Source organism: Mycolicibacterium baixiangningiae (genome assembly GCF_016313185.1).
Lineage (GTDB): Bacteria > Actinomycetota > Actinomycetes > Mycobacteriales > Mycobacteriaceae > Mycobacterium > Mycobacterium baixiangningiae.
In genome coordinates, this window is sequence record NZ_CP066218.1 from 5,060,036 (window position 1) to 5,085,461 (window position 25,426).

General features: G+C 67.4%; 24 protein-coding genes and 1 pseudogene. 13 read left to right on the plus strand and 12 right to left on the minus strand.

Annotated elements, in window-relative coordinates; translation table 11 throughout:
- The first annotated feature begins 4 nt into the window (after window positions 1-4).
- On the plus strand, window positions 5-718 hold the full coding sequence (locus tag I7X18_RS24015) for a helix-turn-helix domain-containing protein (protein ID WP_193046496.1): 714 nt from the start codon (window positions 5-7) through the stop codon (window positions 716-718).
- Here the strand turns inward: I7X18_RS24015 and I7X18_RS24020 are convergent.
- Window positions 655-1,050 carry a VOC family protein gene (locus I7X18_RS24020; protein WP_193046497.1) on the minus strand — a complete coding sequence of 132 codons (396 nt, stop codon included), beginning with the start codon at window positions 1,048-1,050 and terminating at the stop codon, window positions 655-657. The genes I7X18_RS24015 and I7X18_RS24020 overlap by 64 nt on opposite strands.
- A 65-nt stretch (window positions 1,051-1,115) precedes the next feature.
- The gene (locus I7X18_RS24025) at window positions 1,116-2,243 is read right to left on the minus strand and encodes an AI-2E family transporter (RefSeq protein WP_198730471.1); all 1,128 of its coding nucleotides are present in this window, start codon (window positions 2,241-2,243) and stop codon (window positions 1,116-1,118) included.
- A gap of 265 nt (window positions 2,244-2,508) precedes the next feature.
- Here I7X18_RS24025 and I7X18_RS24030 point away from each other — a divergent pair, with 265 nt between their 5' ends.
- Complete coding sequence (locus tag I7X18_RS24030; protein WP_198730472.1) at window positions 2,509-2,835, plus strand: hypothetical protein; 327 nt, start codon at window positions 2,509-2,511, stop codon at window positions 2,833-2,835.
- 113 nt (window positions 2,836-2,948) lie between these two features.
- Complete coding sequence (locus I7X18_RS24035; RefSeq protein WP_193046499.1) at window positions 2,949-4,175, plus strand: TerC family protein; 1,227 nt, start codon at window positions 2,949-2,951, stop codon at window positions 4,173-4,175.
- Between the two features lie 3 nt (window positions 4,176-4,178).
- Here I7X18_RS24035 and I7X18_RS24040 read toward each other — a convergent pair whose 3' ends face one another.
- A complete protein-coding gene (locus I7X18_RS24040; RefSeq protein ID WP_193046500.1) occupies window positions 4,179-5,300 on the minus strand; it encodes an NAD(P)H-dependent flavin oxidoreductase in 1,122 nt (373 codons plus the stop codon).
- 5 nt (window positions 5,301-5,305) lie between these two features.
- Window positions 5,306-6,955 carry a medium/long-chain-fatty-acid--CoA/3-oxocholest-4-en-26-oate--CoA ligase gene (locus tag I7X18_RS24045; RefSeq protein WP_193046501.1) on the minus strand — a complete coding sequence of 550 codons (1,650 nt, stop codon included), beginning with the start codon at window positions 6,953-6,955 and terminating at the stop codon, window positions 5,306-5,308.
- 69 nt (window positions 6,956-7,024) lie between these two features.
- Here I7X18_RS24045 and I7X18_RS24050 point away from each other — a divergent pair, with 69 nt between their 5' ends.
- Complete coding sequence (locus I7X18_RS24050) at window positions 7,025-7,834, plus strand: crotonase/enoyl-CoA hydratase family protein (RefSeq protein ID WP_193046502.1); 810 nt, start codon at window positions 7,025-7,027, stop codon at window positions 7,832-7,834.
- Window positions 7,835-7,941: 107 nt separating this feature from the next.
- Window positions 7,942-8,235: pseudogene (locus I7X18_RS24055) on the plus strand (hypothetical protein); the annotation flags it as partial.
- Between the two features lie 95 nt (window positions 8,236-8,330).
- On the opposite strand, the gene I7X18_RS24060 reads toward I7X18_RS24055, so the two are convergent.
- From I7X18_RS24060 to I7X18_RS24075, 4 genes are all read right to left on the minus strand, one after another.
- Window positions 8,331-8,615 (minus strand): hypothetical protein, encoded by a 285-nt coding sequence (locus tag I7X18_RS24060; RefSeq protein ID WP_193046503.1) that lies wholly within the window; start codon window positions 8,613-8,615, stop codon window positions 8,331-8,333.
- 90 nt (window positions 8,616-8,705) lie between these two features.
- Window positions 8,706-9,920: a cytochrome P450 gene (locus I7X18_RS24065; RefSeq protein WP_193046504.1), complete on the minus strand. Its 1,215-nt coding sequence runs from the start codon at window positions 9,918-9,920 to the stop codon at window positions 8,706-8,708.
- Window positions 9,917-10,645 carry an acetoacetate decarboxylase family protein gene (locus I7X18_RS24070; RefSeq protein WP_193046505.1) on the minus strand — a complete coding sequence of 243 codons (729 nt, stop codon included), beginning with the start codon at window positions 10,643-10,645 and terminating at the stop codon, window positions 9,917-9,919. The genes I7X18_RS24065 and I7X18_RS24070 overlap by 4 nt, the downstream gene beginning before the upstream one ends.
- 43 nt (window positions 10,646-10,688) lie before the next feature.
- Window positions 10,689-11,720 (minus strand): LLM class F420-dependent oxidoreductase, encoded by a 1,032-nt coding sequence (locus I7X18_RS24075; RefSeq protein WP_193046506.1) that lies wholly within the window; start codon window positions 11,718-11,720, stop codon window positions 10,689-10,691.
- A 70-nt stretch (window positions 11,721-11,790) separates the two neighbouring features.
- Here I7X18_RS24075 and I7X18_RS24080 point away from each other — a divergent pair, with 70 nt between their 5' ends.
- The 4 genes from I7X18_RS24080 to I7X18_RS24095 are packed head-to-tail and all read left to right on the plus strand — an operon-like array spanning window position 11,791 to window position 15,908.
- Window positions 11,791-12,780 carry a Zn-ribbon domain-containing OB-fold protein gene (locus I7X18_RS24080; RefSeq protein ID WP_193046507.1) on the plus strand — a complete coding sequence of 330 codons (990 nt, stop codon included), beginning with the start codon at window positions 11,791-11,793 and terminating at the stop codon, window positions 12,778-12,780.
- A 13-nt stretch (window positions 12,781-12,793) separates the two neighbouring features.
- On the plus strand, window positions 12,794-13,852 hold the full coding sequence (locus I7X18_RS24085; protein ID WP_193046508.1) for a thiolase family protein: 1,059 nt from the start codon (window positions 12,794-12,796) through the stop codon (window positions 13,850-13,852).
- Window positions 13,852-15,042 (plus strand): thiolase family protein, encoded by a 1,191-nt coding sequence (locus I7X18_RS24090; RefSeq protein ID WP_193046509.1) that lies wholly within the window; start codon window positions 13,852-13,854, stop codon window positions 15,040-15,042. Before I7X18_RS24085 ends, I7X18_RS24090 begins: the two co-directional genes overlap by 1 nt.
- Before the next feature lie 2 nt (window positions 15,043-15,044).
- Window positions 15,045-15,908 carry a TIGR03619 family F420-dependent LLM class oxidoreductase gene (locus tag I7X18_RS24095; protein ID WP_193046510.1) on the plus strand — a complete coding sequence of 288 codons (864 nt, stop codon included), beginning with the start codon at window positions 15,045-15,047 and terminating at the stop codon, window positions 15,906-15,908.
- An 89-nt stretch (window positions 15,909-15,997) separates the two neighbouring features.
- Here the strand turns inward: I7X18_RS24095 and I7X18_RS24100 are convergent, their stop codons facing one another.
- The gene (locus I7X18_RS24100; protein WP_193046511.1) at window positions 15,998-16,993 is read right to left on the minus strand and encodes an MOSC domain-containing protein; all 996 of its coding nucleotides are present in this window, start codon (window positions 16,991-16,993) and stop codon (window positions 15,998-16,000) included.
- A 115-nt stretch (window positions 16,994-17,108) separates the two neighbouring features.
- On the opposite strand from I7X18_RS24100, the gene I7X18_RS24105 reads away from it, so the two are divergent.
- The 4 genes from I7X18_RS24105 to I7X18_RS24120 all read left to right on the plus strand — a co-directional run bounded on the left by I7X18_RS24105 (window position 17,109) and on the right by I7X18_RS24120 (window position 20,178).
- On the plus strand, window positions 17,109-17,720 hold the full coding sequence (locus I7X18_RS24105) for a hypothetical protein (RefSeq protein WP_226863711.1): 612 nt from the start codon (window positions 17,109-17,111) through the stop codon (window positions 17,718-17,720).
- Window positions 17,721-17,854: 134 nt separating this feature from the next.
- Window positions 17,855-19,012 carry a 3-ketosteroid-9-alpha-monooxygenase, oxygenase component gene (locus tag I7X18_RS24110; protein WP_193046513.1) on the plus strand — a complete coding sequence of 386 codons (1,158 nt, stop codon included), beginning with the start codon at window positions 17,855-17,857 and terminating at the stop codon, window positions 19,010-19,012.
- Complete coding sequence (locus I7X18_RS24115) at window positions 19,009-19,473, plus strand: hypothetical protein (RefSeq protein WP_193046514.1); 465 nt, start codon at window positions 19,009-19,011, stop codon at window positions 19,471-19,473. Before I7X18_RS24110 ends, I7X18_RS24115 begins: the two co-directional genes overlap by 4 nt.
- A 12-nt stretch (window positions 19,474-19,485) precedes the next feature.
- A complete protein-coding gene (locus tag I7X18_RS24120) occupies window positions 19,486-20,178 on the plus strand; it encodes a hypothetical protein (protein WP_232375318.1) in 693 nt (230 codons plus the stop codon).
- Window positions 20,179-20,184: 6 nt separating this feature from the next.
- Here I7X18_RS24120 and I7X18_RS24125 read toward each other — a convergent pair whose 3' ends face one another.
- The 3 genes from I7X18_RS24125 to I7X18_RS24135 all read right to left on the minus strand — a co-directional run bounded on the left by I7X18_RS24125 (window position 20,185) and on the right by I7X18_RS24135 (window position 24,708).
- Window positions 20,185-21,816 carry a polysaccharide deacetylase family protein gene (locus I7X18_RS24125; RefSeq protein ID WP_232375319.1) on the minus strand — a complete coding sequence of 544 codons (1,632 nt, stop codon included), beginning with the start codon at window positions 21,814-21,816 and terminating at the stop codon, window positions 20,185-20,187.
- A gap of 94 nt (window positions 21,817-21,910) precedes the next feature.
- A complete protein-coding gene (locus I7X18_RS24130; protein ID WP_226863713.1) occupies window positions 21,911-23,416 on the minus strand; it encodes a glycosyltransferase family 2 protein in 1,506 nt (501 codons plus the stop codon).
- Window positions 23,413-24,708, minus strand: a complete 1,296-nt coding sequence (locus tag I7X18_RS24135) for a nucleotide sugar dehydrogenase (protein ID WP_193046862.1) — start codon at window positions 24,706-24,708, stop codon at window positions 23,413-23,415. Before I7X18_RS24135 ends, I7X18_RS24130 begins: the two co-directional genes overlap by 4 nt.
- Between the last annotated feature and the right edge of the window lie 718 nt (window positions 24,709-25,426).

The following is a 25,426-nucleotide window of genomic DNA, read 5'->3' on the forward strand; positions in this document are numbered from 1 at the left end:
GATCATGGTCTATCGGGAGGCGTCTGCACCGGAGCGGTTGCGCGGGCTGGCGGAGTGTCTGTGGACGGTGCGCGGGCCACGCCGGTCACGGATTCTGCCCGACGGCTGCATGGACCTGATCGACATGGACGGTGTGGTACTCGTGGCCGGACCCGACACCGAAGCCTTCGACAGCGAACAGCACTGTGAGGTCGTGCGCGGCATCCGGTTCCGGCCCGGGGTCCTGCCGCGGCTACTCGGCGTACCCGCCGCCGAAGTGCGCAACCACCGCGTCGCGCTGCGGGACCTGCGCCCCGACGCAACCGGGGACACCGCGCTGGAAGCCACCACCGGCCTATTGGCCGGCGCTCCGTCCCGCGAGGCCGCGCCGTGGCCGTTGGCGCAACTGCACGAGGTGACCGCCCGGCTGGCCGGTGGCGCGGAGGTCGGCGCGTTGGCCGACGAGCTGGGCTGGTCGGCGCGCACGGTGCAGCGACAGTGCACCGCCGCCTACGGGTACGGCCCGTCGATGGTGCGCCGGGTACTGCGATTCCGGCGCGCGGTCGGCATGGTGCGGGCCGGCACGGCGGTAGCCGACGCGGCGGCCCGGGCCGGCTATGCCGACCAGCCTCACCTCTACCGCGACGTCCGCGAGTTCGCCGGTGTGCCGCTGGGTCAGCTCTGCAGCGGCGCGAACAAATCCACCGAGGTGCCGTCGGGGTCGGTGACCGTCGCGTAGCGCTGTCCCCATGGCGCGTCGAACGGCTTCAGAATCCCGGGATGTCCTGCCGCGACGAGACTTTCGAACAGCGCGTCGACCTGCTCCGGTGCGGTCACGCCGAACGCGATCGCCAACCGGCCGGGTGCGTCCGGCGGCGTCCAGCCGGGGTGCATCCCGGCGATGACCTCTTCGGTGTCGAAGGCCAACCGGTTGCCGCCCGGGAGCGCGACCTCGACATGCGGACCTTCGGCCGCGGGCACCGTCAGCCCGAGTAACCGATAGAACGCCAGTGACCGTTCGATGTCCTTCGCGACGATCTCGATGACCGTCGACGTCACCTGCATGTCCATGGCACCGACGCTATTCGCCCCATCGTCGGGTGTCGTGGACGAATCGGACAGGAGCCGCCGACGGGTCAACCATCGCCGGCCGCGTCGGCTTCGCCGCCGGGCGGCGCCGGTAGCGCCAACTGTTCTCGTAGGTAGCGCCAGGCCACCGCGATCAACGCGGCCGCCGGTGCCGCGAGCAACGCACCGACGACACCGGCAAGCTGTCCGCCGACGACCACCCCCAGCAGAATCACCGTGGGATGCAGATGCAGACCCTTGCCCTGCAGGAGCGGCTGGAAAACGTTGCCCTCCAGTTGCTGCACCACCAGGATGATCGCCAGCACGATCAGCGCGGCAGTGAACCCGTTGCTGACCAGCGCGATCAGCACGGCCACGGCGCCGGCGAACAACGCGCCGATGATGGGGACGAACGCCGCGACGAAGGTGAGCACGGTCAGCGGTAGCACCAGCGGCACCCCAACGATGAGCAGTCCGGCACCGATGAACACCGCGTCGATCAGCCCGACCACCGCCTGAGACCGCACGAAGGAACCGAGCACGTCGTATCCCCGTGACATGAGCTCGGGGACGTGCACCGCCGCGTTGCCGGGCAGTTGGTCACGAAGCCATGGCAGGAAACGGGGACCGTCCTTGAGGTAGAAGAACAGCAAGACCACGCTCAGCAGCGCTGTCACGATGCCGCTGATCACGGTTCCCACGCCGCCGGCAACCGCGCCGGCGATGTCGGTTGCGGAATTCTTGATCTCGTTCACCGCGCCGTCGATTGCCCGGCCGAATTGATCGTCGTGCAGGTTGAGCGGCGGTCCCTGCACCCATTGCCGAAGCGATTCCACACCCCGGGCCACCCCGTCGGCGACCTGGCCGGACTGCGAGGCGACGGGGATGACGATCAGCGCGGCTATCCCCACCAGGAGCACGACGAACGTCACGGTCACCGCTCCCGCCGCAGCCAGGGCCGGCCAGCCGCGCCGACGGAGGAACCGGGCCACCGGCCACGTCAGGGTGCTCAGCAGAAGCGCGAGGATGATCGGCCACACGGCCACCCAGACTTTTCCGACGAGCCACAGCGTCACCGCAGCCGCGACAGCCACCACCAGCGCCCACGTAGAGAACCGGGCCGCATCCCGCAGCGCCGCCCGCGCTCGGCGAGGATCCATCACGGTCGCGCGGCCCACGGTCTGGACGTCACCCAAGTCAGTAGCACCGTCACATGATCGCAAACCGTGGGAACCGCTTGAAGAGTCGACCTAATGGGTAGTAGGGCTTAGTAAGTCGTTGCGAAGCAACGAGCTGACCAGGAATGGAGTAGTCGCCATGACCGATAGTCGGGTTCCGCGTCGTTTCCGTGTCGCGGCAGGGATAGCCGCTGGTATCGCTGTCGGCACGCTGACCGTGGCGTGCGGCGGAGGTGAAAGCGGTTCCGAATCGTCGACCTCGAGCACGACTCCCACCACCAGCGTGACCACCGCGCCGACCACGGCGCCGACGTCGCCCGCGGCACCGCCGGCCGGCACCGGGGCGCCGGGGGCGGGTGCCGGACCGGGTGGAGCTACCGCAGGTGTGCCGGGTGCCGGAGCGGGTGCCGGACCGGGCGGAGCCTCCGCAGGCGTGCCGGGTGCCGGCGCGGAGGCCGGACCGGGCGGAGCCTCCGCAGGCGTGCCGGGTGCCGGCGCGGAGGCCGGACCGGGTGGAGCGTCCGTAGGCGTGCCGGGTGCCGGCGCGGAGGCCGGCCCTGATGGCGCCGGCGCCTGCGCCGGTGGCATCTGCGTCGGGACGGGTGGCTAGCCACCCCGCCTGACCCACGGGTCCGAGACAGTAGCCGTGCGCCGTTCTCGCGGCGCACGGCTACTGTCGACTGGGAAACGTCTGAGGCTGGCTAGCGGCTCGCGGAGGTAGGCATGGACGTCCCAACCTGGGTGTGGGGATTGACGATCGCCGGCATCGTCGGGCTCTTGGCGTTCGACTTCTTCTTCCACGTCCGCAAGGCACACGTCCCGACGCTGAAAGAGGCGGCGGTGTGGTCGGCCCTCTATGTCGGCATCGCGGTGCTGTTCGGCGTCGGCGTCCTGGTTTTCGGGGGATCCGAAGCGGGGTCGGAGTACTTCGCCGGCTACGTCACCGAGAAGGCGCTGTCGGTCGACAACCTCTTCGTCTTCCTCATCATCATGGCGAGCTTCCGTGTGCCCCGCGAGGACCAACAGAAGGTGCTGCTGTTCGGCATCGTCTTCGCCCTGATCGCCCGCACCGGCTTCATCTTCCTCGGCGCCGCGCTCATCAACACGTTCGCGTGGATCTTCTACCTGTTCGGGCTCATCCTGCTCCTCACCGCGGGCAACATGCTCAAGCCCGAAGGCGGTGAGGACTCCCACAAAGCCGACAACTTCGTCATCCGCATCGCCAAGAAAGTCCTGCCCGCCACCGATCACTACGACGGCGACAAGCTGTTCACGATGCAGGACGGCAAGCGGGTGATGACGCCGATGCTGTTGGTCATGGTCGCCATCGGGGGCACCGACATCCTCTTCGCCCTCGACTCGATCCCGGCAATCTTCGGTCTCACCCAGGACGTGTTCATCGTCTTCACGGCGACGGCGTTCTCGCTGCTGGGACTGCGGCAGCTCTACTTCCTCATCGACGGCCTGCTCGACCGGCTCATCTACCTCGCCTACGGCCTGGCCGCGATCCTCGGTTTCATCGGCGTGAAGCTGATCCTGCATGCGTTGCACGAGAACAACGTGCCGTTCATCAACGACGGCGAGCCGGTGCCGGTGGTCGAGGTCAGCACCAGCCTGTCACTGTCGGTGATCGTCGGCGTGCTCGTGGTCACCGTCGCCGCCTCCCTGTTCAGTCGAAAAGGCAGGGCCCAGACCGCGATCAACAACGCCCGGCGCCACGCCACGGCCTACCTCGATTCGGAATACACCCGCGACGCCGCCGAACGTGAACGCATCTTCGGCAAGCTGCTCCAGGAACGGGATCAGATCCTCGCGCTCGGCCCGAAGTACCGGCAGATGGTGCGCGACGAACCGGCGCTGATGGAATTGCTCGACCGCGCCGCCGACAAGCACGACGAAGCCGTCGACCGAGGCCAGGCCGAGCCGTTCACCCCGAAGGGCCTGACCTAGTGATCAGCCCTCGCGGATGCCGTCCAGCCGCTTCGACGCCTCCTCGAAACCGTCGACCAGTTCGGCGATGATGTCGGTGACGGGGCGGATCTCGTTCATCCGGCCGACGATCTGACCGACGGGCATCGACACCGTGTCCGGGTTGTCCGATTCGTTCATCCGCTGATGCGCCTCGCTGACGAGGATGTTCTGCAGCGGCATCGGCAGCGGCTCCGGCGCTTCGGGGGCTTCCCAGGCCTCGGTCCACTTCGTCTTCAGCAGACGGGCCGGCTTGCCGGTGTAGATGCGGCGGCGCACGGTGTCGCTGGAGGTGGCGCGCAGCATCGCCTCCTGGATGGTCGACACCCCGCTCGGTTTGCGGTGTCCCAGATCGTATTCCGCGGCGGTCAGGAACGCCGACCCCATCCACACACCCGATGCGCCGAGCGCGAGCGCGGCGGCGACCTGGCGACCCGTGCCGATTCCGCCGGCCGCCAGCACCGGCGCCCTGCCGTCGAGCGCGTCGACGATCTCCGGCCACAGGACCATCGAGCCGATCTCACCGGTGTGCCCGCCGGCCTCATGGCCTTGGGCAACGACGATGTCGACGCCGTTGTCGACATGTCGTTGGGCGTGTTTGGCGCTGCCGGCCAGCGCCGCGACGGGCACCCCGGCCTCGTGCACCTGGTCGATGACGTCCTTGGGCGGGGAGCCCAGCGCGTTGGCGATCAGCTTGATCGGATGCTTGAGCGCGACCTCGACGTGGCTGCGGGCCACCGAGTGCAGCCAGCCCAGCACGCCTTCGTTGCGGGTCCCATCCTCGGGCAGCGGCGGCACCCCGAGGTCGGCGAGCGTCTTGTCGACGAAGTCGCGGTGGCTCTGCGGGATCAGTTTGTTGATGTCGACCGCGGTGCCCTCGGTGGGGATCTTCGCCGGCATCACGACATCCACGCCGTACGGCTTGCCGTCGGTGTTCTCGTCCATCCACTGCAGCGCGTTCTCGAGGTCGTCGGAGTCGTTGAACCGCACGCACCCCAGCACACCCATACCGCCGGCGCGGGTGACGGCGGCGGCCACCTTCTCCGACGGGGTGAAGACGAAGATGGGGTAGTCGATCCCGAAGCGGTCACACAGTTCGGTACGCATGATGATTACTTGGCTCCAACATGATTGGCGTGGGTCTCGTCCGCGGGACGGGACTCGGTGTGGGCTTTGGCCCAGCGGTAATCGGGCTTGCCGGCGGGGGTGCGCTGGATCTCGTCGGCCCACCAGATCTTGCGCGGCACCTTGTATCCCGCGATCTCGTTGCGGATGAACGTGTCGAGTTCGGCCAGTGACGGCGTGGCACCCTCGCGGCGCTGGACGACGGCCGCGACGCACTGGCCGTAGCGCTCGTCGGGAACTCCGACCACCAGCGCGTCGAAGACGTCCTGATGGCCCTTGAGGGCGCCCTCGACCTCTTCGGGGTAGATCTTCTCGCCGCCGCTGTTGATCGACTGCGAGCCGCGCCCGAGCATCGTCACACTGCCGTCCTCCTCGACGGTGGCGTAGTCACCGGGGATCGCGTAGCGCACACCGTTGATCGTGCGGAACGTCTCGGCGGTCTTCTTCTCGTCCTTGTAGTACCCGACCGGGATGTGGCCGGCTTTGGCGATCATCCCCCGCACACCGCTCCCGGGCGTGACGTGGTTGCCGTCGTCATCGATCACCGAGACGTTCTTGTCGATCGTCACGCGCGGACCGCCGGTGTGGGTCTGGCCCTTGGCCACCACGCTCGAGCCGCCGAATCCGGTCTCCGACGAGCCGATCGAGTCGGTGATGATCCGGTTGGGCAGCAGTTCGAGCAGTTGGTCTTTGAGGCTTGGCGAGAACAGCGCCGCGGTGCTCGCCAACAGGAACAGGCTCGACAGGTCGAACTCGTCACCGTGCTCCTGGTGGGCGATCAGCGCGTCGAGCAGCGGGCGGGCCATCGCGTCACCGGTGAAGAACAGCAGGTTCACCTTGTGCTTCGCGCAGGTGCGCCACACCTCCTCCGGGTCGAACTCCGGCACCAGCACGACGGTCTGCCCCGCGAACAGCGCCATCCAGGTGGCCGACTGCGTCGCGCCGTGGATCATCGGCGGGATCGGGTAGCGGATCATCGGGGCGTTCTCGGCGGCCTGCTTGGCCAACCCGTACTCGTCGGCGATCGGCTCACCGGTGGCGAAGTCGGTGCCGCCGAACAACACTCGGTAGATGTCCTCGTGGCGCCACATCACGCCCTTGGGGAAACCGGTGGTGCCGCCGGTGTAGAGCAGGTAGATGTCGTCCTCGCTGCGCGGGCCGAAGTCGCGTTCGGGCGAACCCTGCTCCAGCGCGGCGTAGAACTCGACACCGCCGTAGCCCGAGTGGTCCTCGCTGCTGCCGTCCTCGACCACCAGAACGGTCGTGACGGCCGGGGTCTCGGGCAGGACGTTGGCGACGCGGGGGCTGTACTGGCGCTCGTGGATCAACGCCACCATGTCGGAGTTCTCGAACAGGTACCGCAGTTCGCCCTCGACGTAGCGGAAGTTGATGTTGACCGCGATGGCACCGGCTTTGACGATGCCGACCATGGCGATCACGATCTCGATGCGGTTGCGGCAGTACAGGCCGACCTTGTCGTCCTTCTTGACGCCCTGGTCGATCAGGTAGTGCGCCAGGCGGTTGGCCCTCTCCTCCAGTTCGCCGTAGGTCAGCGTCTGGTCGCCGCTGATGAGGGCGACACGGTCAGGCACAGCGTCGACGGCGTGCTCGGCAAGATCCGCAATGTTCAGGGCCACGGACCCAAATTAGAACGTGTTACATTTCCTGACAAGTCTGTGGCATCGACGCTGGAAGGCGAACGGTCTGTGAGTGACGTAGAAAATACGGAAAAAGGCCCCGACGCACTGGTTGAGCAGCGCGGACACACGCTCCTCGTGACACTGAACCGGCCCGAGGCACGCAACGCACTTTCGACCGAGATGCTCTCGATCATGGTCGAGGCGTGGGACCGCGTCGACAGCGATCCGGAGATCCGTTCGTGCATCCTCACCGGGGCCGGTGGTTACTTCTGCGCCGGGATGGACCTCAAGGCCGCCACCGCCAAACCGCCGGGCGACTCGTTCAAGGACGGCAGCTACGACCCGTCGCGTATCGACGCCCTGCTCAAGGGCCGCCGCCTGACGAAACCGCTGATCGCCGCCGTTGAGGGCCCGGCGATCGCCGGCGGCACGGAGATCCTGCAGGGCACCGACATCCGCATTGCCGGTGAGAGCGCGAAATTCGGTATCTCCGAGGCGAAGTGGAGCCTGTACCCGATGGGCGGGTCGGCGGTCCGGCTGGTTCGGCAGATCCCGTACACCATCGCGTGCGACCTGCTGCTGACCGGACGGCACATCACCGCCGCCGAGGCGCTGGAGTACGGGCTGATCGGTCACGTGGTGCCGGACGGCACCGCGCTGGACAAGGCGCTCGAGATCGCCGAGGTGATCAACAACAACGGCCCGCTGGCGGTGCAGGCCATCCTGCGGTCCATCCGGGAGACCGAAGGCCTGCACGAGAACGAGGCGTTCAAGATCGACACCAAGATCGGCATCGAGGTCTTCGTGAGCGAGGACGCAAAGGAAGGCCCGCGGGCGTTCAAGGAGAAACGGGCGCCGAACTTCAAGATGCGCTGACGGCCTCTTCCGGTTCGCCGAACGTGCGCTGAGTGCGACTTTCGCCCGATTCTTCGCAGGGAGCGCACGTTCGACGCAGTGTCGGAGCCTGTCGGCACACTCCCCGCATGGTGGAACCGTTCATCGGCAGTGAGGCCGTCGCGTCCGGCGAGTTGACCCCCTATCGGCTGCGTAGCCGCTTCCGCGTCGTCTACCCGGATGTGTATGCGCCGCGGGGCGCCGAGCTGACCGCGACGCTGCGCGCTACGGCAGCCTGGCTGTGGACGCAACGCCATGGTGTGGTGGCCGGCCAGTCGGCGGCGGCGCTGCACGGTGCCAACTGGGTGGATCCGGCGCGGCCGGCCGAGGTGTTGTGGTTCAACCGGCGGCCGCCGCCGGGGCTGCATACGTGGTCGGACCGTCGGCTGCAGGCCGCCTGGGCGCAACGAACGTGAGCTCACTGCGAAAACCGGGCCGGAAATTCGCAGTGGCACACGTTCGGCGGGACGGGAGACCCTCAGCGGTAGTGGCCGCGGAAGGCGTACGGGCCTGGCCCGAAGAACGGCGGAGGCGCGTAGTACCGCCGCGGGGCGTAGAACGCGTGACCCGGCCGGTACCAGGGCCGATACTCACCGAACCCGGCGCCCGTCGCGGTGATGCCCGAAGCGGGGACGACCAGTTCCGGCGACACGGCCGCCTGGGCCGCCCCACTGCCCACGCCCAGCGTGGCGGCGAGGACTCCCCCGCACAACATCACGCCGCCGACCATCCGACGCACCCTATGCGTGTGATCAATCTTCATCTTCTGCTCCTTCATCGCTGACAACAGGCGATGACAAAAGCTTCGGCTCGCACCATGCGGCCCGGGTGCGAGAGCGGTGGGAGCTTGCTGTCAGTCGAGCACGCGGGCGGTCGGGGTGAACACCACCGGCATCGACTCCGGACCGCTGACGAAGTTGGCTGGGCGCAGCGGCACGGCGGCGTCGTCGGCGAGGCGCAGATCAGGAAGCCGGGCAAGTACCTTCGTCAGCATCAACCGCAGCTCGAGGCGGGCCAGCTGATTGCCGAGGCAGAAGTGCGAGCCGAAGCCGAATGCCATGTGGCTGTTCGGGTTCCGGTCGATATTGAAAGCTTCAGGGCTGTCGAAAACAGCTTCGTCGAAGTTCGCCGACTCGAACATCAGCATGATCTTCTCGCCGGATTTCAGCTCGGTGCCGTGGAATTCGGTATCGGCGGTGAGCGTGCGGCACATGTTCTTCACCGGCGACGTCCACCGCAGCATCTCCTCGATGGCGCCGGGCAGCAGGTTGACATCGGCCACCAGCCGGTCCCACTGATCACGGTGCCGCAGGATCTGCTCGGTGCCGCCGGACAGCGTGTGCCGTGTTGTCTCGTCACCGCCTATCAGGATGAGCAGCGTTTCGAAGACGATCTCGTCGTCGGTCATCCGCGATCCCTCGACCTCCGCGTTGACCAGGATCGAGAACAGGTCCTCGGTGGGTTCGGCGCGGCGTTTGGCGATGACGTCCATCGTGAACGCGGTGTACGCGGCGAAGGTGTCCATCAACTTCTGGATCGCCAATTCGTCGACGTGCGAACTCAACCCGCAGACCAGGTCGTCAGACCAGGTGAGCAGCATCTCGCGCTCCTGGGGCAGCACGCCGAGCATGTCGCCGATCACGGCCATCGGCAGCGGTGCGGCGATGTCCCGGACGAAGTCGCATTCACCGCGTTCGCACACCGCGTCGATCAGCGTGTCGCACAGCCGCTCGATGGAGGGCACCTTGTCCATCACCCGCTTGCGGGTGAAGCCGGAGTTGACGAGCTTGCGGCGCAACAAATGTGCGGGGTCGTCCATGTCGATCATGTACGGCATACCGGGCTGATCGGGCCGAATACCGCCGGTCGACGAGAACAGCTCCGGGTTGCGCTCCGCGTCGAGGACGGCCTGGTAGGTCGCCGCCGCCGCCAGCCCGTTGCGGTCACGGAAGACCGGCTCGTTGGCCCGCATCCAGCGGTACGCCTCGCGTGCGGCCGGTCCGTCGGCGTAGAACGTGCCGTCGGTCAGGTCGACGTCGGGCTTCGTGCTGGGCAGAACCTGGGTCATCGAATCTCCTGTGCGTCACCGAAGGTCATTTCGACATTGGCAGATGCCTGGCTGGCGATGGCCCGTTTCGGTAAACCGAGTGCGGCCAGTTCGCGGGCGTAGGGGTGATCGCCCAGGCGCAGCCGCGCGCCGCCCAGCCGCGCCGACATCCCGGTGTTGCGCATCTCCCAGGGGATCTCGCGGGTCACGCCGTCCAGACAGCTGTAGGTCGTGAGCACCTGCGGGCGGGCGGTGACCGCCGACGGGATCGGCACTCCTCGGCCGTACTCGATGCCGGCCACGAGTTTTCCGTCGACGGTGACGTCGAAGTCGAAGCGCGGCGTCTCGCGCACCCGGAAGTCGGCCATCACCTTCGGGAAGCCCCAGATGCGGCGGCCGGCCTCCAGTGTGAAGGTCTGGTCGACGGGCAGGTGGTGAATGAACGCCGCGGCGGAGGCGAGCGCGCGCGGCCCCTTCGCATCCGACCCCGGCGGGTTGACCATGACGGCCGTCCCGAATTCGTGGTACTGCCCGAGGTCACCTTCGACGTAGCGCACCAGCATCAGCATCACGACCGTACGGCCGGGCAGGTATTCGCAGACCTTCAGCCCGGAGTAATCGATCATCCGCTGGGCGGTCGGCGCGGCGACGGAGAACATCGCGACATGGGTGTTGGCTTTGCGGATGCGCACCGGCATGGTGAGCACCGTGTCCTGGATCGTGTGTTGCGAGACCGAGTCCGTCATCCGGTCAATCTAGAACGTGTTCTAGACAACCCGCAAGAAGTGTTCACACCAGGGCGGCGAGTTCCCGGACCTGCTCGGCCGAGCGCGCGCTCACCACCATCATCGTCACCCCGGACGCTTCCCAGAGCTTGATCTGCTCCCGGACGTGGTCGATGTCGCCGACGATCGCGGCGTCGTCGACGAGTTCGTCGGGGATCACGGTGGCCGCCTCGTCCTTGCGGTTGCTGCGGAACAGCCTGGTGACGTCGTCGACCACCTCGGCGTAGCCCATGCGGCGGTAGACGTCGGCGTGGAAGTTGGTGTCCTGGGCCCCCATCCCACCCATGTAGAGCGCGAGGAACGGTTTCATCATCTCGAAGGTGGCGGCCCGGTCGTCGGTGATGACGACCTGCGCGGTGGCGCAGATCTCGAAGTCCTCGCGGCGGCGGCGGGCACCCGGCCGGGCGAACCCCTCGTCGAGCCAGGCGTTGTAGGTGTCGGCCATACGCGGGGTGTAGAAGATCGGCAACCAGCCGTCGCAGATCTCGGCGGCCAGCGCCACGTTCTTCGGCCCTTCCGCCCCCAGCATGATGGGGATGTCGGCCCGCAGCGGGTGGGTGATCGGTTTGAGCGCCTTGCCCAGCCCGGTGGTGCCCTCGCCGGTCAGCGGCAGCGGATAGTGCGGCCCGTCGCTGGTGACCGGCGCTTCGCGGGCCCACACCTGGCGCAGGATGTCCACGTACTCGCGCGTGCGGGCCAGTGGCTTCGGGAACTTCTGTCCGTACCAGCCCTCCACGACCTGCGGCCCGGACACGCCGAGGCCGAGGATGTGGCGCCCGCCGGACAGGTGGTCGAGCGTCAGCGCCGCCATCGCGCACGCGGTGGGCGTCCGCGCCGAGAGCTGGATGACCGAGGTGCCCAGCCGCATCCGCTGCGTCGAGGACCCCAGCCACGCCAGCGGGGTGTAGGCGTCCGACCCCCACGCTTCGGCGGTGAAGACGGTGTCGAAGCCCGCCTCTTCGGCGGCCGCGACGAGTTCGGCGTGGTTGGTCGGCGGCTGTGCGCCCCAATACCCGAGCTGGAGTCCGAGCTTCATCGCGTCGCCTTCCCTAGCCTGTCTAGACGGTCCCTTGAAACCATAGTTAGAACCTGTTCTACTTTGTGCTGTGACCGCCAGCCAAAGCAGCCCGGCGCTGATCGAGACGCATGAACCGCCCCTCTCGGCGCCGCTGAAGTTGTCCTTCGACTACACCCGTTCGGTCGGGCCACTGCTCGGCCAGTTCTTCACCGCACTGCGCGACAAACGCATCGTCGGCGTGCGGGGCTCCGACGGACGCGTACACGTGCCGCCGGCCGAATACGACCCGGTGACCTACGAACGGTTGACGGAGATCGTACCGGTGGCCGGTGTCGGCACCGTGGTGTCGTGGACGTGGCAGCCCGAGCCGCTCGAGGGCCAGCCGTTGACGCGTCCGTTCGCGTGGGCGCTGATCAAACTCGACGGCGCCGACACACCGTTGCTGCACGCGGTCGATGCCGGCGAAGCCGACAAGATCAACACCGGTGCGCGGGTGCACGCCCACTGGGTCGACGAGCCCGTCGGCGCGATCACCGACATCGCCTACTTCGCGCTGGGCGACGAGGCGGAGCCGGAGGGCGAACCGTCCGACCGGGATCCGATAACGATGTTGGTGGTGCCCAGCGCCATCGAGATCCAGCACACCGCGTCGGCGCCGGAGAGCACCTTCCTGCGCGCCCTGCAGGAGGGCAAGCTGCTGGGCGCCCGCACCGGCAAGGACGGCAAGCTGTATTTCCCTCCGCGCGAGGCGGATCCGGGTACCGGTAGGCCCACGACGGAATTCGTCCAGCTGCCGGACACAGGCACGGTGACGACGTTCGCGATCATCAACATCCCGTTCGCCGGACAGCGCATCAAACCGCCCTACGTCGCGGCCTACGTCCTGCTCGACGGTGCCGACATCCCGTTCCTGCATCTGGTCACCGAGATCGAGGCCGACCAGGTCCGGATGGGCATGCGGGTGGAGGCGGTGTGGAAGCCCCGCGAGGAGTGGGGGCTGGGCATCGACAACATCAGCCATTTCCGGCCGACGGGTGAGCCCGACGCCGAGTACGACACCTACAAGCACCACCTCTAAAGGGATCTGAGCCATGACAGACATTGCAGTGGTGGGCTTCGCGCACGCGCCGCACGTGCGCCGCACCGAGGGCACCACCAACGGCGTCGAAATGTTGATGCCGTGCTTCGCCGAACTGTACGAAGACCTGGGAATCAAACAGACCGACATCGGCTTCTGGTGCTCGGGTTCCTCGGATTACCTTGCTGGACGCGCCTTCTCGTTCATCTCCGCTATCGACTCCATCGGTGCCGTCCCACCGATCAACGAATCGCACGTCGAGATGGACGCCGCGTGGGCGCTGTACGAGGCGTACATCAAGCTGCTCACCGGCGAGGTCGAGACGGCGCTGGTGTACGGCTTCGGCAAGTCCAGCGCGGGCACGCTGCGCCGGGTGCTGGCCCTGCAGACCGACCCGTACACCGTCGCCCCGCTGTGGCCGGATTCGGTGTCGATCGCCGGCCTGCAGGCCCGGATGGGTCTGGACGCGGGTAAGTGGACCGCCGAGCAGATGGCGCAGGTCGCGCTGGACGCATACGCCGCAGGCGGGCGCACCGATTCGGAGAAACCCGGTAACAGTATCGACGAACTGCTCGAACGCCCCTACTTCGCCGAACCCCTGCGCCGCCACGACATCGCCCCCATCACCGACGGGGCGTCGGCGATCGTGCTGGCCGCCGGTGACCGGGCCCGCGAACTGCGCGAGAACCCGGCATGGATCACCGGTTTCGAGCACCGTATCGAGACCCCGATCCTCGGCGCCCGCGATCTGACCACCTCGTCGTCCACCGCGGCATCGGCGCACACCGCCACCGGCGGCGACACCGGATCCATCGACGTCGCCGAGATCTACGCGCCGTTCACCCATCAGCACCTCATCCTCAAAGAGGCCATCGGGCTGTCGGAGTCGACGACGATCAATCCGTCCGGCGGCACCCTGGCCGCCAACCCGATGTTCTCGGCGGGCCTGGAGCGCATCGGCTTCGCCGCCCGGCACATCTTCGACGGCTCGGCCCAGCGGGTACTCGCGCACGCGACGAGCGGGCCTGCGCTGCAACAGAATCTGGTCGCCGTGTTGGAGGGGAAGAACTGATGGCCGGCAAGAACCTGGCCGCGGTGCTGGGCACCGGGCAGACCAAGTACGTCGCCAAGCGCCAGGACGTGTCGATGAGCGGTCTGGTGCGGGAGGCCATCGACAGGGCGCTGGCCGACGCCGGTGCGACCTTCGACGACATCGACGCCGTGGTGGTCGGCAAGGCGCCGGACTTCTTCGAGGGCGTCATGATGCCCGAGTTGTTCCTCGCCGACGCCGTCGGCGCCACCAACAAGCCGCTGATCCGGGTGCACACCGCAGGATCGGTCGGCGGGTCCACCGCGGTGGTCGCCGCGAGCCTCGTACAGTCCGGCAAGTACCGCCGGGTGCTGTCGATGGCGTGGGAGAAGCAGTCCGAGTCGAATGCCATGTGGGCGTTGAGCATTCCGGTCCCGTTCACCAAGCCGGTCGGCGCCGGCGCCGGCGGCTACTTCGCGCCGCACGTGCGGGCCTACATCCGCCGCTCGGGCGCCCCGACGCACATCGGGGCGATGGTGGCGGTCAAGGACCGGCTCAACGGCGCGAAGAACCCCCTGGCCCATCTGCACCAGCCCGACATCACCCTGGAGAAGGTGCTGTCATCGCAGATGCTGTGGGATCCGATCCGCTTCGACGAGACCTGCCCGTCGTCCGACGGCGCCTGCGCGCTGGTGATCGGCGACGAAGAGTCCGCGGATCGCCGTGTCGCCGAAGGCCATCCGGTGGCGTGGATCCACGCCACCGCGCTGCGTACCGAACCGCTGGCTTTCGCGGGCCGCGACCAGGTGAACCCGCAGGCCGGCCGTGACGCGGCCAAGGCGCTGTGGGCGGCGGCCGGGATCAGCAGCCCGATCGACGAGATCGACGTCGCGGAGATCTACGTCCCGTTCTCCTGGTTCGAACCGATGTGGCTGGAGAATCTCGGGTTCGCCGCCGAAGGCGAGGGGTGGAAACTGACCGAGGCCGGTGAGACGGCGATCGGCGGCAGGCTGCCGGTCAACCCGTCCGGCGGTGTGCTGTCGTCGAATCCGATCGGCGCGTCGGGAATGATCCGGTTCGCCGAAGCTGCCATCCAGGTGATGGGTAAGGCCGGGGAACACCAGGTACCGAACGTCCGCAAGGCGCTCGGGCACGCGTACGGCGGCGGTTCGCAGTACTACTCCATGTGGGTCGTGGGCGACGACAAACCCGTTCAAGCGCAACCGGCTTGACCATGAAGTACACGGTCAGCATCGCGATGGGCCCGATCGACGAGCTCACCGAGATCGCGAGATGCGCCGAGGAGACCGGCTTCGACGCGATCGCGCTGCCCGATTCGCTGTTCTTCATGGAGAAGCAGGCGGCCGATTATCCGTACACCCCCGACGGTTCGCGGATGTGGAACGCCGACACACCGTGGGTGGATCCGCTGATCGCCGCCGCCGCGATGGGTGCGGTGACGTCGACGCTGCGGTTCTACACCAACGTGATGAAGCTGGGCTCGCGCAATCCCCTGCTGCTGGCCCGTCAGGTCGGTTCGGTGGCGAACCTGACCCGCAACCGGTTCGGTTTTGGAGTCGGGATCGGCTGGGCACCTGAGGAATTCGAGTGGTGCGGAGTGCCGTTCGAACGGCGGGGCAAGCGGGTCGACGAGATGATCGAGGTGCTCAAGCTCGTGCTGGGCGGCGGCATGGTCGAGTACCACGGCGAGTTCTTCGACTTCGAGCGGCTGCAGATGAGCCCCGCGCCCTCCGAGCCGGTGCCGTTCTACGTCGGCGGTCACACCGACGTCGCCCTCAAACGTGCCGCGCGCGTCGGCGACGGCTGGACCAGCGCCATGATGACCGGCGACCAGCTGGCCGAGACCATCGCGAAGCTCAACGCGCTGCGGGCCGAATTCGGCCGCGAGGACGACCCTTTCGAATTCCAGGCGGTGTGCATCGACAAGTTCGGGGTCGACGGCCACCGCGAGCTCGCCGAGGCCGGTGTCACCGACAACATCGTGATCCCGTGGATGTTCGACGGGCTGGGCTTCGACGCGCCGCTGGCGAAGAAGAAGGATTCGATGAAGCGGTTCGCCGACACCTACATCCACTAGCGTCCTTGCGCCGACACTACGGTTGTTGACGCGGATCCACGGATTTCCGTCAACAACCGTAGTCTCGGCGAACCGTGCGATCCGGGCCGTCAGCGGGTCAGGCGATCGGCCACCGCGGTGGCCAGTCCGAACACCATGCGCTTACCGCGTTGTGTCGCGCCGGCGAGCGCACTGTGCCGGTGCGGTTTCAACGCCACCTCGTCGCCGACCCCGACCACTCCACCGGCGTCGACCCAGCAATAGCTGCCCAGGCACCGGTTCGCCCGCTCCGCGACCGCGCGGGTGATCCGCCGGTCGACCTCCAGGCCGGGCTGCGCCCGACTCGGCACCACGCAGCGGATGGTCGGCATGGTCACTTCGAGCACCGCGTCACCGAGCGTGAGATGGCCGCCTGTCCATTGCGACTCGGGCAGCGCGTCGGCCGGATCATCAAGGGTGAGCAGCACGTTGGGGCGGAACCGGCGCACGTCGAGTTCGGCGCTTCCGAGTTCGGCGCTGTCGAGTTCGGCGCCGATCGTGTCCAGGCTGGTCCGGGTCATCACGTGGACGGGTGCCAGGTCGACGAACGTGCCGGGAGGCGTCGAGTACCTCGCCAGCAGCATCAGGTCCGATATCCGCATCATCGAGAGATTCGGCAGCTTCTCCCCGTCGGCGATCCCGAAATCCGAGCGCATCGAGGCGATCGGCGAGTTGTCGGGGTCCGTCAGGCCCAGCCGGTGCAGGCTCGTATCGGACGCCGGGGGCAGCGCGGTCAGCCGCATCTCCCGGCCGACCAGTTCGGACAGTTTGGCGTGGACCGCGTCGTCGTCGGAGCGCAGCACCGTGCCGTCCGGGAACGTGATCTCGACATCGGGCACGCGTCCGGGACCCGCGTCGGAGGCAAGCGGCGCGCAGTAGCGCGCGGTGGCGGTCAACAACACCGGCACCCTGCGCGCGGTGGCGGTGATGTCGCGCTCGACGTCACGCACCGCCCACAACCGGTCACCGTGCACACCCCGGGGCCCGAACTCCACCTGCTCGACCTGCTCACCACCGAGCGATTTGACGGGATAACGCCACAGCGCCGCCACCTGACCCACTCGCATCGTCCTACCGTACGGCCGCGGCTCCGCGGCAACCGCCGATTCCCGGTCACCGCAGGCGGGTATGCGTCGTGTCATCGAAGTGCCTACACGCCGCTGTCATACAGCTCTGAGGTCGTTGTCCGTCATCGCGCTGGTGGTGGTGACGTGCTCCGCGACGCTCGGGTGCGAAGCGCCTCCGGCACCTCCCGGAGCCCGCCAGTCGTCGTCCACGGTTCCGCCCCTGACGGCCGCGCCGACCACTGAGCGCACCACCTCCGGGAGCGGCGACGTCGACTACAGCCGCCTGCTTTTGACGGCTTCCGACGTCAGCGACAGCGAGGACATCTTCGCGGTGCGGTCCACGACGCGGGATCCCGGCGGGCTGCCCGGGGCCAGCGTCCTGTTCGTCAACGCCGAGGACACCCGCGCGATCTCCGACACCATCGTGTCCTATCCCGATGCGCCGACCGCGACCAGCACGCTGCGCAAGGCCCTGCCCGAGGTGGGCAGGGTCGTTGCCGGCGGAGTGCCGGGGGCGGCCCCGGTCGGCACCGACGGCACGATCGTCGTCGGTATGTCCCCGGACGGCACGAAGGCCGCCACCCTGCTGCTGTTCACCCGCGGCCCGGCACTGGTCAGGATGCAATTCGAGAGCGCACCGGGCGATGTCGCCACCGCCGAGTACGTCATCTCGGTCGGCAAGATGCAGGACATCGCGCTGCGGACGGGCATGCCGCACGCGGAATGACGGTTGTTCAGAAACCTCGCAGCATGGGTATGCCCCAGGTCACGCGCCAATTATTGCGAGATCACCGGACAAAACTGTAACGTGTTCTAGTTAGAGGCCGCGGTATCGCGGCCGGGGACTTTGGAGGCGCCCAGGTGACTACCGACACCGCCCACAGCGGCATCCGCGAAATCGACACCGGAACCCTGCCCGACCGCTACGCCAGGGGCTGGCACTGCCTCGGCCCGGTCACCGACTACCTCGACGGCGAACCGCACTCCGTGGAGGCGTTCGGCACCAAACTCGTGGTGTTCGCCGACTCCAAGGGCGATGTCAAGATCCTCGACGGCTACTGCCGGCACATGGGCGGTGACCTGTCCCAGGGCACCGTCAAGGGCGACGAGGTCGCCTGCCCGTTCCACGACTGGCGCTGGGGCGGCGACGGCAAGTGCAAACTCGTGCCCTACGCCAAGCGGACACCGCGGCTGGCCCGCACCCGCGCCTGGACCACCGACGTGCGCAGCGGCCTGCTGTTCGTCTGGCACGACCACGAGGGCAACCCGCCGCCGCCGGAGGTGCGCATCCCGGAGATTCCCGAGTCCTCCAGCGACGAGTGGACGGAATGGCGCTGGAACTCGATCCTGATCGAGGGCGCCAACTGCCGCGAGATCATCGACAACGTCACCGACATGGCGCACTTCTTCTACATCCACTTCGGGCTGCCGACGTACTTCAAGAACGTCTTCGAAGGCCATATCGCCAGCCAGTACCTGCACAACGTGGGCAGGCCGGACATCGACGATATGGGCACGACGTACGGGGAGGCGCACCTCGATTCCGAGGCCTCGTACTTCGGCCCCTCGTTCATGATCAACTGGTTGCACAACAACTACGGCGGGTTCAAGGCCGAGTCGATCCTGATCAACTGCCACTACCCGGTCACCCAGGATTCGTTCGTGCTGCAGTGGGGCGTCATCGTCGAGAAGCCCAAGGGCATGGACGAGAAGACCACCGACAAGCTGTCCCGCGTCTTCACCGACGGCGTCAGCAAGGGCTTCCTCCAGGACGTCGAGATCTGGAAGCACAAGACCCGCATCGACAATCCGCTGCTGGTCGAAGAAGACGGCGCCGTCTATCAGCTTCGCCGCTGGTATCAGCAGTTCTATGTCGACGCCGCCGACGTCACCCCCGAGATGACCGACCGCTTCGAGGTCGAGGTCGACACCACGGCGGCCAACGAGTATTGGAACACCGAGGTCGAGGCGAATCTTCAGCGCCGGTCCGACGAGAAAGCCGAACAGCCGACGTCATGACCTCACCGGAGGAGCAGGACGCCGAGGTCGACCGGTTGGCCCGGTCGATGCTCCTGCTGCACGGCGCCCATGACGACGACGACCATCCCGAACCGTCCACCGGCGGGCCCAAGACCTGGTCGAAGGCGCCGAGTTTCGCCGGCGACGAGGCGCGGGCGGCGGCGGTGCGGGAAGCGACGCAGCGGGATCGGGAGCGCTACCTGAGGTCCGGGCTGGTGTCGGTCGACTGCCGGTTCTGCCACGTCGCGGTGGAGGTCAAGAAGCTCGGACGCGGCCACACCTCTGTGCAGTGGAACTCCGAGGCATCGCAACGGTGCGCATACTTCTCCGAAATCCGGGAGGCCGGCGGCGAACCGGCACGGACCCGCACCTGCCCGAAGCTGTCCGACAGCATCAAACACGCTGTCGCCGAAGGCTGTCTGGAGGAGAACTCCACCGCCCCCTCCCCCGGTGACGGCTGAACGATCCGGCACGTGTGGCCGGTGCTCCGCGGCATCGCCGGTGTGATGACACTGGCGTCCGCCGCGGCGTGCGTTTCTCAGCAGCCGCTGCTCGAGGAGTCGTTCGCCGGCAACGACACCTCGACCTGGGCGGTGACCAGCGGATCGTTGTTCCGTGACGACGACGAAGGCTGGACCGGGATACCGGATGCCGGTCGCGGAGAGGGCGACACCGGGTCAGCGGTGTTCCGGATGGTCTCGGCGCGACGCGATCTCACCGACATCGACGTCGCTCTGCGGCTCGAGGTGCCGCAGCTGGTCACCACCGCGCGGACGCCGGCTCAGAATTTCGACGGAGCCCACATCTGGGTGCGGTACCAGTCCGACCGGCAGTTGTACGCGGTCAGTGTGGACCGCCGTGATGCGACGATGGTGATCAAGAAGAAGTGTGCGGGAGGCGATTCCAACGGCGGCCGCTACCTCGACCTCGGTGCCGTCGTCGCGGACGCGCCGATACCGTTCGGCCGGTGGCAACAGATCTCCGTCGCTGTCCGCAACAAGCCCGACGGCTCCGTCACGATCTCAGCGAACCGCGACGGTCACACCGTCGCAGCGACCGACAGCGGGATCGGGTGCCCGCCGCTCCGCGAGGGCGGGGTCGGAATTCGCGGCGACAACGCCGAACTACGGTTCGACGACATCCGGGTGGTCACCGCCGACCGCTGAGGCCCCTCAACCCCGGACCGGCAGTCCCACACCGGCTTTCACGTTCGGCAGATCCCTGCCCGCGGTGACCGACAGCTTCGTGAACACCGGCCACGGCGCGGACTCGGTCATTCGGGAACTGCTCAGCCCGATCCCTCCGTATGCCTGCGGACCACCGTCGAGCGGGACCGTCACCCGCACCGACCCGTCGACGACGATCTCGATCACCGTCGGCGCCACCGTCATCTTCACGGTGTGCTGGTCACGGCGTGCCAACGGCAACTGCCTGACCACCTTCGGCTTCGCGCCGAGGCCGATCGACACCCTCAGATAGTCGGAGCTCACCTGGGTCGAGAGTTCTTCGCCGGTGCCGACGCGGGCGATCAGCGCGGCGTTCTCCACCCCGGGTGCAGCCAACCCGCGCAGGGTCACCGATGCGGTGTAGGACGCCCAATCCGCCGTCGCCTCACGGCCGTACGCGACGCCCGACCATCGACCAGGACCGCTCATCCGCACGTCGTCGCCTCTCGCGAGAACGGGTGCGGGCGTGTCGTCGCTGAGCTGTGTCCACAGATCGGGGCGGCGGGGCGGCGGAGCCTGGGCGGGGGTGACCGGGGTGCGGGCCCGCACTGCGGCGAGCAACTCGTCGACGGTGGAGTCGAATGTCAGCTCGATCCGGCCGGTCATCCCGACGGCGGCCGCCCGGGCACCCGCGGGCAGAGGCTGCGGCGGTGCGTTGTTGAACGCACCCGCGAAGAACTCACGGATGACCGTCATCGCGACGGCGGCGGCCTGCGGATCGGTCGAGTCGCCGTGGTCACTGAACCCCTCGGAGAACGGGAAGGCGAACAGCGTCGGCCGGGGCAACCCGTGGTCGAGGATGTCCTGCACCGAGGCCTGCAGGTCTTTTCTGATCTTGGTCTCGAACTCCTCGAGTGTCTCGAGCCGGCTCTTCTCGGGAAGCCAACGGCGGTGCGTCATCTCGGAGGCCAGCGTTCCGGCCGCGTCGACCGGCAGCCGGGCGTGCATCTTGCGGGTGTGCGATTGGAAATCCCACCGGCCGGACCGTGCCATCCGCTCGATCTCCTGCCACGACAGGTAATACGGCCGGTTCGCGCCGACGTTGCCCGTGATGAGAAACGAGGCGGCGTGCATCCCGTGGCGTTCGAGGATCTTGTCGGCATGGGTCCACAGCCCGTGGGTGCCGTCGTCGAACGTGATCAGCACCGACCGCTCGGGCACCACCCCGCCCGCGAGGTAGTCGACGTACTGATCGGAGGTGATGGAGCTGTAGCCGGCCGCCCGCAGTGCCGCGAGTTGCGCATCGAACGCCTCCGGGGTGACGACGAAGTGGTGTCGCGGTTCCGCGCCGGCGTCGGAATGCTCTTCGACCGGCCGCACATCGTGATAGGCGAGCACCACCGGCGGTGTGCGAGAGGGCAACTCGGAACGTACGACACCAGCCAGGACGGTCTCGTCGGGCGTCAGCGACGCCACCGGCGTCGAGAACTGTTCGGTCACCTGCAATCCGAGCTCGTGCAGGTACCAGGCCACGCCGAACGGGGTCGCGACGAGCGCCGCCGTGAGGGCCGACAACACGATGCGCACCGAGCCACGCCCGATCCGCGTCCGCCAACCTGCGCCGGATGCCACCCTCACCAGAATGTTCCGTTCGTCAGCACGATCAGGAAGATCAGCACGCCCACGGTGAGGTAGAAGAGGTCGAAGAGTCGATTCTTCAAGCGGTGGATCATCATTGGGCACCCCGCGCCCAGGTGCCCTTGCGGATGGTGGCCAGTGAGTAGGGCAGGAGCCAGGACAGCAGCAGTGAACCGAGCGCGGCCATCATCAGGCGGTAGCGCCAATGGGGGTTGCCCGGATTCGAGAGCTTGAAGGACAGCGCCCACGCGAACCCCTTCGTCAGCACCCCGCACAGGTAGAGCACGGTGAGGAAGTAGAGCCCGTGCGCCGGCGCCCAGACCAGGTGGCGCACGGCCATGATCGGCGCGACCGCCACGAACAGCACATGCCCGTAGAAGAGTGCCGCAGCGCCGGGACCACGCCGCCACATGAACGACCCGGTGAAGCACAGGTTCCGGATGAAGCTCTTCTTCCACCGCACCTGTTGTTTGAGGAACGGGCGGAAGCGCGCAGGAACCGTCGTCCAGACGTGCGCCGAGCGCACATACCCGACCCGCCAGGGGCGTTCGGCGTAGTCGTGGTCGGCCACCAGCGGATCGTCGGCATACCGTCGCTTGAGTCCGCGGCCCTTCCACACCTGGCCGAGTACGTAACCCGTCAGTTGCCGGTCGGTGGCGAAGCGGAATTCGCGACCGAGGAACGTGTCGTTGGCCCACGCCGGCAGATAGTTCACGATCGCGTCCCGCCGGAACACCGCCAGCGGTCCCGACACGCAGGAGACGCTTCCGAAGGTCGCCTCCGCGGCTTTCGCCACCCGGAACTGGCCGTCGTACCAGGTGTCCTGCGCACGGGTCAGCACGGTGTCATCGGCGTTGAGGGCGCGTGCGTGGCCGCTCACCGCTCCCAGTTCGGGATTGTTGACCAGAGCGCGCACGCAGCGCGACAACGCATCCGGAGCCAGGACGCAGTCGGAATCGGTGAACGCGAGGATGTCGCCGGAGGCGATGCGCACGCCGTCGGTCAGCGCGTGTTTCTTGCCACCGTTGACCTCTTTGAAGATGACCGTGACGTCCAGTTCGGCCGCCAGTCGACGGAGCACGTCGGGCGTGCCATCGGTCGACGCGTCGTCGATGACGATCACTTCGAGGTGGGGGTGGTCGGAGCCGACCATGGTCCGCACGCACTGTTCGATCCCGTCCAACTCGTCGCGGACCGCGACAAGCAGACTCACGGTCGGCTGGGCGGGCAGCGCGGGAATGACTTCGGTGATGCCTTTCGCGCCCCCGAACAGAGGTGTCCGGTTGCCGGTGCGCATCGGATGGACGCTGGGGTCCTCGTAACGCGCGAAGCCGAGGTACATCATCGAGATCGTCGCGGTGAGGACGAGCATCCCGTAGCCGAGTAGGAGTGTTCCCCTGGGCAGAAGCGGGGCCTGCACCGCGAGCAACACGATCAAGGGCATGAGCGCCGCGAGGACCAGAACCCTACGCAGACCGCGACGGACGTCGGCAGGTTTCGAATCGATCCACTGAGCGAATGCGATGGTGCGGGGAACCCGCGGCGCCGGATCCGCGCCGAGTGTCGCGACAGAGGGCGCGACCGGAGCGACCGTGCTCAAAGCACCCTCCGCTGCGGCGACTCCGGCAGCCCGTAGGCGGCGTCGAGGAGCAGCGGGACGGTGGAAAGCCAGGCGTGATCGGTGGCGGGATGCAGCGTATGCGCGATGACGAGGTCCCAATCCTGCTCTGCCGAATCGGTTTCGCGTACCAGCTGTCCCGAGGCCGTCCACACGCTTTCCACCATGACGTCGGTGAACGCGACCTCGGCGCCGCGGCGGTGCAGTTCCTCGATGATGTGCAGAGCCGGTGACTCGCGCACATCGGCCACCGCGGGCTTGTACGCGACTCCGACGACCAGGATCCGTGAACCGGTCAGCGCCCGGCCACTGTCGGCCAGCAATCCCTGGGCACGGTTGACCACCGCCTGCGGGCGGGACGCGATGGATGCCATGGCCGCCTCCGTCACCGGCGACGGCAGCTTCGTGGCCTTCAGCTGCCAGAGCAGATAGTGCGGATCACAAGGGATGCAGTGTCCGCCGACACCGGGGCCGGGCCGGAACGGCATGAACCCGTACGGCTTGGTGGCCGCGGCGGAGATCACCTCCATCACGTCGATGTCGAAATTGTTTGCGACGTCGGAGAATTCGTTCGCGAGCGCGATGTTCACCGCACGGAAGGTGTTCTCGAGCAGTTTGGTCAGCTCGGCCGCCTCGGGAGATGACACGTGGTGTATCGAGGCGGCGGACCGGATCAGCGTCTGCGTCGCGCGGGCGGCGCACTCCTCGGTCACGCCCCCGACGACGCGAGGCGTCTCCTCCGGGAGGTGCGCCGGAGAACCCGGGTCGATCCGTTCCGGACTGAAGGCGACGAACACGTCGCGGCCGGCGACCAGACCGCGGCGCCGCAGGGGTTCGACGAGCAGTTCGCGGGTGCAGCCGACATATGTGGTCGACGTCAGCACGATCGTCTGGCCCGGTCGCGCCGCCTCGACCGCGGTGGCGCACGCTGCGCGCAGGGCGGTCAGGTCGGGAACGAGATGAGTGTCGACCGGGGTCGGCACACAGATCAGCACGGCATCGACCCCGGAGAGACCGGTGACCTCGGTGGTGAGGGTGAGCAGATCCGTGTCGAGGAGCCGATCCAGGCTCACGAGTGTGTCCTCGAGCAGGTCGACCTGCCGGGATTTGATCGCCGCGATGCGCGATTCGCTGATGTCGCAACCCAATACAGCGACGCCCGACTCGGCGAGGGCGACCGCGGTGGGCAGCCCGACATACCCCAGTCCGAGAATGCCGACGCTGTGAAGGGGCTGCGCCGGCGCAACACCGTCGCCGACGGCGTCGGTCGTCATGTCGAGGAGGGCGGGAAGTGCGTAGGTGGTCGGCATTTTCATCCTTTGGACGCCGTGAACGGTGGGCAACCTCTTCAGGTCGCTGTCGGGGTGATCGGAGTGCTGGAGTACACCCGCGCACGACTGCTTCGAACGCATTGCAACCCCCTGAAGAAACCCCTGACCCGGCTCGACCTGAGATCCAGGTGAGCACATCCTTGCCACTTCCCTGAAACCTGTGGCTTGCGACGCGTGAGGGACGCTACCACCCGTCAATGGCACGGTCAAGCAATGCCACAAGGCTTTCTAAACATGGTTCTGGCCGTCGCCATCCACCGCGAGGTGACCTAGGTCACTGCCGCGCCTTTATCGGCATTGAGCTGGTACTTCATTGAGACCAGCTTGTGCCGTCGATATCGAATACCCTCGCCTATGCGAAAACTACGCGCACAGATGCGCAGTTTCAGCAAATTTCTATTCAGATAGAGTCCCTGCTCAGAGCGTTGACCTGCAATTGCGTTAATTAGTTGCCAGTGGGGGCCGTGCAAACGCCGCGCCGGTACACCGACGTCCGGCAAGGGTGACGAGGGGCCCGCACATCGATCCGCAGGGTCGGGACGGGTGGCAGGCTTCGCGAGCGCTTCAGTGAGCGCGCAAAAGATGGTCCGGGGAGCAGGACACCCGAAACGATGCGCCGTGATCGGCGCGGGGGACGTGCTTACCGCCGGCGTCGTTCAGG